Annotated in this window: 12 protein-coding genes and 1 other annotated feature; of the genes, 6 read left to right on the top strand and 6 right to left on the bottom strand. The window is 49.2% G+C overall.

The window, feature by feature from the left end:
* Positions 1 to 66 precede the first annotated feature (66 nt).
* Positions 67 to 759, bottom strand: coding sequence for a DNA N-6-adenine-methyltransferase (locus ACHHZ7_RS10960; protein WP_049014264.1), 693 nt, complete (start codon positions 757 to 759; stop codon positions 67 to 69).
* A gap of 747 nt (positions 760 to 1,506) precedes the next feature.
* On the opposite strand from ACHHZ7_RS10960, the gene ACHHZ7_RS10965 reads away from it, so the two are divergent.
* Together ACHHZ7_RS10965 and ACHHZ7_RS10970 are read left to right on the top strand one after the other, a co-directional pair.
* Entirely contained in the window at positions 1,507 to 2,085 is a 579-nt protein-coding gene (locus ACHHZ7_RS10965) for a tyrosine-type recombinase/integrase (RefSeq protein WP_060682129.1), read from the top strand.
* Between the two features lie 5 nt (positions 2,086 to 2,090).
* On the top strand, positions 2,091 to 2,267 hold the full coding sequence (locus ACHHZ7_RS10970; RefSeq protein WP_160311308.1) for a hypothetical protein: 177 nt from the start codon (positions 2,091 to 2,093) through the stop codon (positions 2,265 to 2,267).
* A 183-nt stretch (positions 2,268 to 2,450) separates the two neighbouring features.
* Here ACHHZ7_RS10970 and ACHHZ7_RS10975 read toward each other — a convergent pair whose 3' ends face one another.
* From ACHHZ7_RS10975 to rnm, 5 genes are all read right to left on the bottom strand, one after another.
* Positions 2,451 to 2,918, bottom strand: a complete 468-nt coding sequence (locus tag ACHHZ7_RS10975) for a DUF1643 domain-containing protein (protein ID WP_071845323.1) — start codon at positions 2,916 to 2,918, stop codon at positions 2,451 to 2,453.
* Positions 2,919 to 3,056: 138 nt separating this feature from the next.
* Entirely contained in the window at positions 3,057 to 3,779 is a 723-nt protein-coding gene (locus ACHHZ7_RS10980) for an HNH endonuclease signature motif containing protein (protein WP_060682127.1), read from the bottom strand.
* Positions 3,780 to 3,888: 109 nt separating this feature from the next.
* On the bottom strand, positions 3,889 to 5,400 hold the full coding sequence (locus ACHHZ7_RS10985; protein WP_225623044.1) for a tyrosine-type recombinase/integrase: 1,512 nt from the start codon (positions 5,398 to 5,400) through the stop codon (positions 3,889 to 3,891).
* Between the two features lie 292 nt (positions 5,401 to 5,692).
* Positions 5,693 to 6,313 (bottom strand): L-threonylcarbamoyladenylate synthase, encoded by a 621-nt coding sequence (locus tag ACHHZ7_RS10990; RefSeq protein WP_060682126.1) that lies wholly within the window; start codon positions 6,311 to 6,313, stop codon positions 5,693 to 5,695.
* The gene (rnm, locus tag ACHHZ7_RS10995) at positions 6,310 to 7,188 is read right to left on the bottom strand and encodes an RNase AM (RefSeq protein WP_060682125.1); all 879 of its coding nucleotides are present in this window, start codon (positions 7,186 to 7,188) and stop codon (positions 6,310 to 6,312) included. Before rnm ends, ACHHZ7_RS10990 begins: the two co-directional genes overlap by 4 nt.
* 135 nt (positions 7,189 to 7,323) lie before the next feature.
* Between rnm and trpL the strand changes: the two genes are divergently transcribed.
* From trpL to trpCF, 4 genes are all read left to right on the top strand, one after another.
* Entirely contained in the window at positions 7,324 to 7,368 is a 45-nt protein-coding gene (gene trpL, locus ACHHZ7_RS11000) for a trp operon leader peptide (protein WP_012905981.1), read from the top strand.
* Positions 7,345 to 7,439 (top strand) — a sequence feature (Trp leader region). It overlaps the preceding gene by 24 nt.
* 23 nt (positions 7,440 to 7,462) lie before the next feature.
* The gene (locus tag ACHHZ7_RS11005) at positions 7,463 to 9,025 is read left to right on the top strand and encodes an anthranilate synthase component 1 (RefSeq protein WP_060682124.1); all 1,563 of its coding nucleotides are present in this window, start codon (positions 7,463 to 7,465) and stop codon (positions 9,023 to 9,025) included.
* Positions 9,025 to 10,620: a bifunctional anthranilate synthase glutamate amidotransferase component TrpG/anthranilate phosphoribosyltransferase TrpD gene (gene trpD / locus ACHHZ7_RS11010; protein ID WP_057067328.1), complete on the top strand. Its 1,596-nt coding sequence runs from the start codon at positions 9,025 to 9,027 to the stop codon at positions 10,618 to 10,620. Before ACHHZ7_RS11005 ends, trpD begins: the two co-directional genes overlap by 1 nt.
* Entirely contained in the window at positions 10,621 to 11,982 is a 1,362-nt protein-coding gene (gene trpCF, locus ACHHZ7_RS11015; RefSeq protein WP_225623043.1) for a bifunctional indole-3-glycerol-phosphate synthase TrpC/phosphoribosylanthranilate isomerase TrpF, read from the top strand.
* Positions 11,983 to 11,987 lie beyond the last annotated feature (5 nt).

The following is an 11,987-nucleotide window of genomic DNA, read 5'->3' on the forward strand; positions in this document are numbered from 1 at the left end:
GGCGTGAGCCTGTCACCGATGCCAGCGCATAACAGTAAGGTTCCGGCGCTTCGCGTCGATTACCGATCAGACCTTCACCCAACGGTAGATCGTCCGTCTTGAAACATCAGCGCGGTATTTCTCAACAAGGTCACTCACCTTAAGATTATTCCTAAGATAGTCCTGCATCACTTTATCTTTAATGCTGTGACTATGCTCTAGGGGATGGCCTGGTCTCTGCCCCGCCACCACATGCAAGGTTTGCAGCGTATCAGCACAGTTGACAGTTATCAGAAGATCACGCTCTCGTTGTGCTTTGTGATAAACAAGACATACAACAGGCATAGGCGAACGGACACTTTCAGCACGGTCTGGATGAATAAACCTCATACCACGATGGATAATCATCATTTCATGCAAATACGGCGAAGCCCAAACATACCGCAAGAAAAATCCCGTCTGAGGTCTGAACGGAATTAAAAATATTGCTCTTTCTGGCTTGTGTGCCTCTGCTAAAAACTCAGCCACTTTAGAATATGGTGGGTTACAGAATATAGATTTCTCCTGGCTCCAATCCATCAATAAAGCATTATCTTCTTTTGTCCAATATCTATCACAGTGGCTATTATCTTTCGACGCTGCTGCATCACGAGTGAATTTGAAACGTTTATTCAACACCTCATAAATAACTTTCGGTGTTTGCCAATCGTCAGAACCATTTTCTGTAATCTTCGTTCCGTGTCTTAAATACCTGCTGAGGTCTACGCCCTGTTCTGTCATTTATTCCATGCCACTATCGCCACCGAAAGTGGCACAAATAGACCATTAAACACACTACAAATCAAGCGGTAATCCAACGTTATTAACCATAAAATAAACTCGGGAATGTAGCCTAAGTTAAACTTTGAACTTCTATTTCAGAATCACTTAACTTTTATAAAGCCTTACGCCGTGCGGCTATCATCGATCATTGTCCACAATGAGCACTTTCACCTGTGCAACATTCGTTGAACGAGTTCCCTTGTTTTATTGTTAATAATGTAACAACTCTATTTTTCATGCCAAAACCGTCATTACTGAGAATAACTCTCATCACGTGAGGTCTCTTCACTACAAATGATAAATACTATCATTTACCGTGAAAATCTCTCCCGATTCGATACACTTTAGCAAAGTGTATTCTGTAACCTTTTGATTTAACTCACTCAGCACACCTTTTCATCACCTCACCATGCAAAAAGGGGTAACTCCCCGCCATCGAAAATAAATCTCTTGACAAAAACGCCGTTTCATGAATCATTTAAACAAACAATTTTTAAGTTATTTTTCAATTAGTTACTGATATTTGGGCATTTCTACGCCTGGAATGAGAGTGGCCTCGATCACGCCGTTCAGCACGTCAGGCAACCGCGCACACATTTTAATCATTCTGTGCTCTTTATAAATAACGTATCGTGTAATATGTTGAAAATAATCATTTTCTGATCAATGATGTTTTCACCGAAACGAACAAGAGGAGAGATAAAGATGAAAGGTATTAGCCAAACGCTAAAGAGTGCAGACGAAGTTAAGGCAGTGGCGGCAGAGCTACAGCGCAACGCCAGAAGCAATCTGTTCTATTGCCTGTGGGTGTTCATGTATGAGAGCGGGTTACGTATCTCTGACGTACTCAAGCTCAAGTATGAAGACGTAGTGGGGCAATCTCACTTGAAGGTAAAGCAGGAGAAAACAGGAAACGTGGTAAGACCAAAGGTTACTACTTCCATGTTGTCAGTAGTGGAACAACGCAAGGTAGAGCAAGCCACTATGCCAGTGAAAACTGATTTCATCTTTAGCAAGGGCGATCTCCGTAGCAAAGGCCACGCCGTAACCCGTAACACCGTGTTTGCTGAATTTGGAAAGATGGGCCGTAGAGCGGGATTCTCTAACGTGGGATGCCATACACCTCGTAAAAGCCGTGGACGTGTGATGTTCGATGCAGGGGTGGCTATAGAGACAATCGCCCATTTCCTGGGACAGACAGATCCGCGCTCAACAATGTACTACATCGGGTATGGTCAGGACGTGCAGGACGATTTAACAGAGGAGTTTTCTTTAGAATGGTGATCAACATGGAAAACAGTTACGGATTGAAAAAGCCGGAACAATGGCAACATGAAAGTTTTCTTGCCCTTCTGTTTCATTACGACCATGTAGAAGCCTGTTTCATGGCAGATGCAAGCAAGGAGCGACCAAAGAATCACAACTGGAACAGAGCGAAGGAGTTGTTAGAAATCCTGATTGAATAGCTGGCTGGTAACACGGACGAAAGCGAAGTGAGAAAGGCTAGAACCGTCCGAATACCTGCCGTGGCAGAAAGTCAGCTTAATTTGCTTTTGATGTGGCTACGGGCTTTACAGGAATAATACGAGGGAGGCGCAATGCTCCTTTTCACAATACGGAATAACTATGCTCACTGAATGCCTTACCAATTAAATAAAGGGAATCAGCACCGCATCTCTATGCACAAGGAGAGGATGTTTTGGTTCACCTGTTACATTGATTTTAAAACATTTCGTATCAGAAGGCAGAAGCGCACGCACAGCATCAGAGCGATTCAAATGCCGTCCGTCATCACCCCATGCAGCAACTACCAATCCAGCATTAGCTACCGTTTCAACTATGTAGCGATCATTATCTGAACCAACAGGATTAGCCATCCTCATCATTTCGAAGCGATTTGTATGGACGTATGCAAACAGATTGACAATACGCACCCCACCCCATCCCCAGCTTTTTGCAAACGAGATACAACGGCCCATAGTGCGATCATCTTTTTCAGCATCAGCATAAGAAGGATTCAGACCTATAAAGACCACATAGGGTTTTGTTTCATCCCAGGTTCTGGTTATTGAATAGCGATACTGTTTGCAATCTGAGAACACTGCACTTTTTAACATTTCCATTTGAAAACCTTTTTTAGTTGTGTCCGTGCAAACACGGTTTATCAATTTGTTAAGTGTCTAGCAATAGAAGCCATAACGCCCCGTTAGTGGTAAGGAGACAAACGGAGCGTAGCGGCTTCATGAAATTTAGGTTTATTTATTAACTGATAATAACTCCAGAATGCCATAATGCGCTTGTCTATGACAGTTAGGACATAACGCAATCGCATTCTCAACAGAATCTTCTCCACCTTTAGAAAGCCACTCAATGTGGTGAACCTCAAGAAATGGTGTGCCATCTTCTTTCAGGAAGGGTGCATCACGCTTACAGTTTTGGCACTTACCATTAGCCCTTAAAAGAACTTCTGCAACCACATACGGGCTTCGCTTATAAACTCGAGTTGTGACTTCGGTTAGCTCTGGAGTTTTACTTTCCGTTGCTAAAATCCGCTCCCGTATAGATGAGGGTAATTTAGCAGCAGCCTCTACTGCTTCTTCAAACTCCGACTTCACTTGACGGTAACACCATTTACCCTGTTGATCTTGGTACAACTCCCAAATGCCATGCACAGAGGGTTGATAGATTTCAAAAATCTTTCCACGCTTGAATAATCGATCATATTCATGATAACGATGAGTTACATCATCTGTTCTTCTGGCAACTTTATTACAATCCCAATGGCTTCTATTACAGTTAACAGTGTTAATGGCGAGGTTTAAATGAGTGTTGTCCCTATAATGAGGAAATTTTGACCTCAGATAAGCATCGACATTTTTCAAAGTTGCAGCTCCACCCAATAGTTCCACCACCTGAACAATGATAACCCTCATTGGTTGATCACCATACTTGTAAGTTCGCTTAGATTTTTTTGACATACCCAACCCTCATCAACAACTAAGATGTATCATAGGAAATCTATCAAGCATAATTTTTGCAACCAACTGAATTTAGGGAAAAAATACTTAACCCCTTGGTGGAACAACGTTACCAGTTTATGCAATCAACTACCGGAAGTAAATCTCTCAATAGTGGTCTATGGGTGTAACGTGCTGTTATACCTAATGATTGTGTCCGACTGTGGCCAACGACAAACTGCACCATTACGGGCAAAGCTTTTGTCATTGCCCCCGAAATGAAAGTGTGACGAAGGGCATGGATCACCCTCTTCTGTCCAAATTCATTAAACTTTTGTATTTCACAAGCAGACATGATGCTATGCCACTCAAGCCCGATCTGTTCATACGTTGGCAACTCACCGAAAACAGGCTCAGTAGATTTGAGCGATTTAATACGCGCTAAAAGTAACTTTTCTAAAATTTTGTTTAACGGTATCTGCCGCACAGCCTGATCAGTTTTCCCGCCGTCAATGAAGATGTACCAGCGTCCTGTTTCTTCATCTTTTCGAATATGCTCTTTACGGATAGCAGCAATTTCGCCCCGACGTGCCCCGGTATAAATCAGAGTCAGGAAATAATCACGCCGCCAATCGGTGCAAGTATTCAGATATTTTACAAAGCGCTGCATCTCAGATTTTGAGTAAGAGCCGCCCTTATTCTCCATTACTTCGTATTTGATCCCTTCCGTTGGCGCTTTTTCTAAAATGTCTTTTTCATCTTTCAGGAACACTTTGAAAAAAGAAGAATAGATCTTGAGATGCTTTTTAACGTTGGCACTACTGATCAGATCATCTTCTGGTACATCGAACTCAATACATTCCTCAAGACTCAAACGAGAGTATGGAAGTTTAGTTCTACGCGGGAGGTTTTTAATCACTTCCAGCGTCTGCCGTATTTGCTGCTTCGTGATCACTCCAACAGGAAGATCACCGATAACACATAGCAAAACGTCATAGAAACGCTGGTTTTCGTTGGCGACAGCCACCGCCCAGCCCTTTCCTTTCTCACTGGTAAACATCTTCCAGGCGACAGAGAGCAGAGGTGTATTGTGGCTTTCAGGTTCAACCGTAGGGGATACAGCCTTTTTAGCTACTGGCTTTTTCTGCCGTTCTGCTTCTGTTAGCTTGAATTGCATCTCCTCAACCAAAGAGCGATATCGAACAAGATCACCAGAATAGAAAGCATCATAGGCTTGTTGGAGCATGGCCTGATGTAAATCAATCTGCCCCGCCACGTAGTAAGCCTGTTCTACATCACTTTGGTCAAAAGAAACTTTCTTCTTAAACAAAGTGGCAAGCAACATCCGCGCCGTTGAATCATCGCCGCTATATATACGATTCAGATGAACTTCCGTACGACCTTTCGCCTCAGTTACACTGTCAATCGGAGAGATTGCACTTTCAGGATCGATCTTTCGCTGCATCCGTCCAAGTTCCGGCATCCGTTGAGCTTCTTCAACGCCCATCCTAAGCCAATCCAACAGATAAGTATCAAAGTCTCTCTGTGTCGCTTCTCTGAAGCCGTCAATGTGCATTTTGAACTGTTCAACAGATAGTGAACCACTTTGAACAAGGGGGATGTAAGCGCTAAGACGTGACATTGTAACCTCGACAGCTTGCAAGGAATCTGTGCCGAGGCTTCGACGAAAAAATGTTCCATCTGTAAGTCGAAAGTTGATGTAGTAGATGTTACCGCGTTTCGTCGTGAATCGCGGAGTCTTGTTGTACACTCTGTTCCTCATTGCGCCACCCATTTTGTTATGTATTTCATGGAGTTAACGCTAACGTCTTGATTGGATTTGGTGATTTTTTACCTTCACAGGCGTCGAACAGGAGAATCAACGGCGCCAGTCAGCGCCATTTTAAGGCCGCGTAGTATAGCGGTTCGCGCCCTTATAAGAAAGGTTTAACGTCGCCGACGCCTTCACGCAACACCACCGGGGAATCGTCGGTTAAATCGATGACCGTGGTCGGCTGCTGACCGAGATAGCCACCGTGAATAATCAAATCCACCAGTTTTTCCAGACGGTCTTTAATCTCTTCCGGGTCTGACTCAGTAAATTCACTGCCCGGCAGCATCAGCGATGTAGATAGCATCGGCTCGCCCAGTGCTTCCAGCAGCGCCAGCGCAATCGGATTCGATGGCACACGCAGGCCGATGGTCTTACGTTTTTCCTGCAACAAACGGCGCGGAACTTCTTTCGTCCCTTTCAGGATGAAGGTGTAGTTACCCGGCGTGTTGTTTTTAATTAAACGGAATGCCACGTTGTCGACAAACGAATAGGTCGACAGTTCGGACAGGTCACGACACATCAGCGTAAAGTTGTGTCCGTCCGGCAGGTGACGGATGCGGCAAATGCGCTCCATGGCGCCTTTATCTTCAATTTTGCAGCCCAACGCATAACCGGAATCGGTTGGATAGACGATCACCCCACCTTTACGCACGATTTCAACGACCTGATTGATCAGTCGCTGCTGCGGGTTTTCGGGATGAATATAAAAAAACTGACTCATACTTTCCTCTCTGTGATCGCGGGCTGCTCCCAAAGTTGCCAGACGCCTTCTACGCCTGCGGGCAACCAAAGTTTACGACCCAACTCAATCCATGGGCAGGGTAGATGAAAATCAGACCCTTGCGATGCCCACAGTTGATGCGAACGCGCAAGCGTCGCCAGATGGGTGCGTTCATTGGGAGACTGCTGGCACTGTGCTACTTCCATCGCGTCGCCGCGATGTTCAGCAAAATGCGCAACCAGTCTTTTCAGCCACTTAGCGCTAAGATCGTACCGCCCAGGATGAGCCAGAACAGCCTTACCGCCAGAATGATGAATGACATCAATAGCTTGTTCTATTGTACACCACTGTGGCGGAACGTAACCGGTTTTCCCACGGGCAAGATATTTTTTAAAGACATCCGCCATGGTTGTGGCTTTTCCGCATTCCATCAGGAAACGCGCAAAATGGCCCCGCGTAACCGCCCCGCCATCAGCCAGGCGTAACGCCCCTTCCCACGCGCCGGGGATATGCGCTTTGTCGAGTCGTTCGGCAATCAGGCGCGCACGCTGCTGACGACGTTCCGTTTGTTGCGCCAGAAACTCACACATCATGGGATGGGCGATATCAATGTTCAGACCCACTATATGGATCTCATGGTTTTCCCAGACCGTTGATATCTCTACGCCAGGGATCAAATTTAAGGCTAAACCTGAACGTGAAATTTCTTCTCTTGCCGCCGCAATGCCGGCCGTGGTGTCATGATCGGTGATCGCCAGTGTACCGACTCGCATCTCTACCGCACGGTGTACTAAGGCTTCTGGCGTTAACCGCCCATCGGAGGCTGTAGTATGACTGTGCAGGTCATAAATCACTGCGTAATTCGTGTCGCTCAAGGCGGCTCCCGTTTCAATAAATGTCGTATCACGCCCATCATAGCGGTTTCGACAAATATACTGAAATCAGGTGTTGACTTTATTCCATCGAACTAGTTAACTAGTACGCAAGTTCACATGAAGAAGGTATCTGAGATGAAAGCAACATTTGTTCTGCACGGTTGGTGGCGCACTTCCTGATTTCGGGCAGTGTCTTACGTCTGCAATATGCAACCAGATACCCGGCCCGCCAAATGAGCGGGCTTTTTTTTGAACAAAATTAATGAGAATAACGATGCAAACTCAAAAACCGACACTCGAACTGCTTGCCTGCGATGCCGCCTACCGTGAGAATCCGACGGCGCTGTTTCATCAGGTGTGTGGCGCACGTCCAGCAACACTGCTGCTGGAATCTGCAGACATCGACAGCAAAGACGATCTGAAGAGTCTGCTGCTGGTCGACAGCGCATTACGCATTACCGCTCTCGGTGACACTGTCACTATTCAGGCATTGTCCGCAAACGGCGCATCGCTGCTGCCCCTGCTGGATGCTGCCCTGCCCGCTGGCGTTGAGAACGAACAACAGCCGAATGGTCGTCATCTGCGATTCCCTGCCGTCAGCCCACTGCTCGATGAAGACGCCCGCTTATGCTCCCTGTCCGTATTTGATGCATTCCGTTTATTGCAGGAGCTGGTGAATGTTCCTGTGCAAGAACGTGAAGCGATGTTCTTCGGCGGTCTTTTTTCCTACGACCTGGTTGCCGGTTTTGAAGATTTACCTCAGCTTGAAGCGGGCAACCGTTGCCCTGACTACTGCTTCTATCTGGCAGAAACGCTGATGGTTATCGACCACCAGAAAAAAAGCACTCGTATTCAGTCCAGTATTTTTACCCCCAATGATGCGGAAAAACAGCGTCTTAACGCTCGGCTGGCGCAGTTGAGCCAGCAGCTTACCGAGCCTGCGCCGCCGTTGCCGGTCACTGAAGTCCCGCAGATGCGCTGCGAGTGCAATCAGAGCGATGAAGAGTTTGGCGCCGTAGTTCGTGGCATGCAAAAAGCGATTCGCGCGGGCGAAATTTTCCAGGTGGTGCCATCCCGCCGTTTCTCGCTGCCCTGCCCATCTCCGCTGGCGGCCTACTATGTGCTGAAGAAAAGTAACCCCAGCCCATACATGTTTTTCATGCAAGACAACGAGTTCACGCTGTTTGGCGCCTCCCCGGAAAGCTCGCTGAAATACGATGCCACCAGCCGCCAGATTGAGATCTACCCGATTGCTGGTACTCGCCCGCGCGGTCGTCGTGCGGACGGTTCGCTTGATCGCGATCTCGACAGCCGTATCGAGCTGGAGATGCGTACCGACCATAAAGAGCTTTCTGAGCACCTGATGCTGGTTGACCTTGCGCGTAACGACCTGGCGCGCATCTGTACGCCTGGCAGCCGCTATGTTGCTGACCTCACCAAAGTCGATCGTTACTCCTTCGTTATGCACCTGGTTTCGCGCGTGGTCGGCGAACTGCGTAGCGATCTGGATGTGCTGCACGCTTACCGCGCCTGTATGAATATGGGCACGTTAAGCGGAGCGCCAAAAGTTCGCGCCATGCAGCTTATCGCCGAGGCAGAGGGTCGCCGCCGTGGCAGCTACGGCGGTGCGGTAGGTTACTTCACGGCGCATGGTGATCTGGATACCTGTATTGTCATTCGCTCCGCCCTCGTGGAAGACGGTATTGCCACCGTACAAGCCGGTGCCGGGATTGTTCTGGATTCTGTACCGCAGTCTGAAGCCGATGAAACCCGTAATAAAGCGCGCGCGGTTCTACGTGCTATCGCTACCGCGCACCACGCACAGGAGACCTTCTAATGGCTGACATTCTGCTGCTTGATAACATCGATTCTTTTACCTATAACCTGGCGGATCAGCTGCGTACTAATGGTCACAATGTGGTGATTTACCGCAACCATATTCCGGCCCAGACGTTGATTGACCGCTTAGCAACCATGAAAAATCCGGTGCTGATGCTTTCTCCAGGACCAGGCGCGCCAAGCGAGGCAGGTTGCATGCCGGAGCTGTTAACCCGTTTGCGCGGCAAGCTGCCAATCATCGGTATTTGTCTGGGACACCAAGCCATTGTTGAAGCCTATGGTGGATATGTGGGTCAGGCCGGAGAGATCCTTCACGGCAAAGCGTCCAGCATTGAACACGACGGTCAGGCGATGTTTTCTGGTCTGGCGAATCCGCTGCCGGTGGCACGCTATCATTCACTGGTTGGCAGCAACGTACCTGCTGGGTTGACCATTAACGCCCACTTTAACGGCATGGTGATGGCGGTACGTCACGATACCGATCGCGTCTGCGGCTTCCAGTTCCATCCGGAATCAATTCTGACCACCCAGGGCGCGCGTTTGCTGGAACAAACGCTGGCCTGGGCGCAACAGAAGCTTGAACAAACCAATACGCTGCAACCCATTCTGGAGAAACTGTATCAGGCCCAGACGCTGTCCCAGCAGGAAAGTCACCAGCTGTTTTCCGCAGTCGTTCGCGGTGAACTGAAGCCGGAACAACTGGCTGCAGCGCTGGTGAGCATGAAAATTCGTGGCGAACACCCGAATGAAATTGCCGGTGCGGCAACCGCGCTGCTGGAAAACGCCGCCCCGTTCCCGCGCCCTGATTATCTGTTTGCCGATATTGTCGGTACCGGCGGCGACGGCAGCAACAGCATCAATATTTCTACCGCCAGCGCCTTTGTTGCGGCGGCTTGCGGACTGAAAGTTGCCAAACACGGCAACCGCAGCGTCTCCAGCAAGTCTGGCTCTTCGGATCTGTTAGCGGCATTTGGCATCAATCTGGATATGAACGCTGATAAATCCCGTCAGGCGCTAGACGACCTCGGGGTGTGCTTCCTGTTTGCGCCGAAATATCACACCGGTTTTCGCCATGCCATGCCGGTACGCCAGCAGCTGAAAACCCGCACGCTGTTTAACGTGCTCGGCCCGTTGATTAACCCGGCGCATCCGCCGCTGGCGCTGATCGGCGTTTACAGCCCGGAACTGGTGCTACCGATTGCTGAAACGCTGCGCGTGCTGGGATATCAACGAGCAGCCGTGGTGCACAGTGGTGGCATGGACGAAGTTTCGCTGCATGCGCCGACCATTGTGGCAGAGCTGCACGATGGGGAAATCAAGAGTTATCAACTGACGGCAGAAGACTTTGGTTTGACGCCTTACCACCAGGAACAGCTGGCTGGCGGCACGCCGGAAGAAAACCGTGACATTCTTAGTCGCTTGTTACAAGGTAAAGGTGAAGCCGCTCATGAAGCTGCTGTTGCCGCGAATGTCGCCATGTTAATGCGCCTGCACGGTGAAGAAGATTTAAAAGCCAATGCGCAAACCGTGATTAATGTACTGCGTAGCGGTGCGGCCTATGACCGCGTCACTGCACTGGCAGCAAGAGGGTAAATGATGCAAACCGTTTTAGCGAAAATTGTCGCAGACAAGGCGATTTGGGTAGAAGCCCGCAAACAGCAACAACCGCTGGCCAGCTTTCAAAATGATGTTCAGCCTGGCTCACGTGATTTCTACGATGCGCTGCAAGGTGCACGCACCGCCTTTATTCTGGAATGCAAAAAAGCATCTCCATCAAAAGGCGTGATCCGTGATGACTTCGACCCGGCACAGATTGCGAGCATCTATAAACATTATGCTTCCGCGATCTCCGTACTGACCGATGAGAAGTATTTCCAGGGGAGCTTTGATTTCCTGCCTATCGTCAGCCGCATCGCACCGCAGCCGATTCTGTGCAAGGACTTTATTATCGATCCTTACCAGATTTACCTGGCGCGTTTCTACCAGGCGGACGCCTGTTTGCTGATGCTGTCGGTGCTCGATGATGAGCAATATCGTCAACTCGCCGCCGTCGCCCACAGCCTGAAAATGGGCGTACTGACCGAAGTCAGTAACGAAGAAGAGCTGGAGCGTGCTATCGCACTGGGCGCCAAAGTCGTTGGTATCAACAACCGTGACTTACGCGATCTGTCGATTGATCTGAATCGCACCCGTCAACTGGCACCGCGACTGGGTCATGGTGTGACCGTCATCAGCGAGTCCGGCATCAATACTTACGGTCAGGTGCGCGAGCTCAGCCACTTCGCTAACGGTTTTCTGATTGGCTCCGCGCTGATGTCGCATGCTGATCTGCACGCCGCCGTGCGTCGCGTACTGCTCGGCGAGAATAAAGTCTGCGGTTTAACCCGGGCTCAGGATGCAAATGCGGCATACGAAGCGGGCGCCATTTACGGCGGCTTGATTTTTGTCCCCACATCACCGCGCGCGGTCAACGTAGCACAGGCGCGAGAGGTCATGACCGGCGCGCCGCTGCAATACGTCGGGGTGTTTCGCAACTCAGATATTACCGACGTGAGCGCAACAGCGGCGGAGCTGGGACTAACTGCCGTGCAACTGCACGGTAACGAAGACCAGTCCTATGTTGACGCTCTGCGCGACTTACTGCCCGCACAGGTGCAAATCTGGAAGGCACTCAGCGTCAGCGAGACGTTGCCAGCCCGTGATTATCAGCATGTCGATAAATACGTCTTCGACAACGGCCAGGGCGGCAGCGGTCAACGCTTCGACTGGTCACTTTTAGGCGGACAATCGCTGGATAACGTTTTACTGGCTGGCGGACTCGGCGCAGATAACTGCGTTGACGCGGCAAAAACCGGCTGTGCCGGTCTCGATTTCAATTCTGGCGTAGAGTCACAGCCGGGCATCAAAGATGCACGTCTTCTGGCTTCGGTCTTTCAGACGCTGCGCGCATATTAAGGAAA

Source organism: Citrobacter freundii complex sp. 2024EL-00216, assembly GCF_043945515.1.
GTDB lineage: Bacteria > Pseudomonadota > Gammaproteobacteria > Enterobacterales > Enterobacteriaceae > Citrobacter > Citrobacter portucalensis.

Excerpts from the sequence above, each read along its gene's own strand:
- ACHHZ7_RS10960 (WP_049014264.1), bottom strand. The coding sequence starts at position 759 with ATGACAGAACAGGGCGTAGACCTCAGCAGGTATTTAAGACACGGAACG.
- ACHHZ7_RS10965 (WP_060682129.1), top strand. The coding sequence starts at position 1,507 with ATGAAAGGTATTAGCCAAACGCTAAAGAGTGCAGACGAAGTTAAGGCA.
- ACHHZ7_RS10970 (WP_160311308.1), top strand. The coding sequence starts at position 2,091 with ATGGAAAACAGTTACGGATTGAAAAAGCCGGAACAATGGCAACATGAA.
- ACHHZ7_RS10975 (WP_071845323.1), bottom strand. The coding sequence starts at position 2,918 with ATGTTAAAAAGTGCAGTGTTCTCAGATTGCAAACAGTATCGCTATTCA.
- ACHHZ7_RS10980 (WP_060682127.1), bottom strand. The coding sequence starts at position 3,779 with ATGTCAAAAAAATCTAAGCGAACTTACAAGTATGGTGATCAACCAATG.
- ACHHZ7_RS10985 (WP_225623044.1), bottom strand. The coding sequence starts at position 5,400 with ATGTCACGTCTTAGCGCTTACATCCCCCTTGTTCAAAGTGGTTCACTA.
- ACHHZ7_RS10990 (WP_060682126.1), bottom strand. The coding sequence starts at position 6,313 with ATGAGTCAGTTTTTTTATATTCATCCCGAAAACCCGCAGCAGCGACTG.
- ACHHZ7_RS11005 (WP_060682124.1), top strand. The coding sequence starts at position 7,463 with ATGCAAACTCAAAAACCGACACTCGAACTGCTTGCCTGCGATGCCGCC.
- trpD (WP_057067328.1), top strand. The coding sequence starts at position 9,025 with ATGGCTGACATTCTGCTGCTTGATAACATCGATTCTTTTACCTATAAC.
- trpCF (WP_225623043.1), top strand. The coding sequence starts at position 10,621 with ATGATGCAAACCGTTTTAGCGAAAATTGTCGCAGACAAGGCGATTTGG.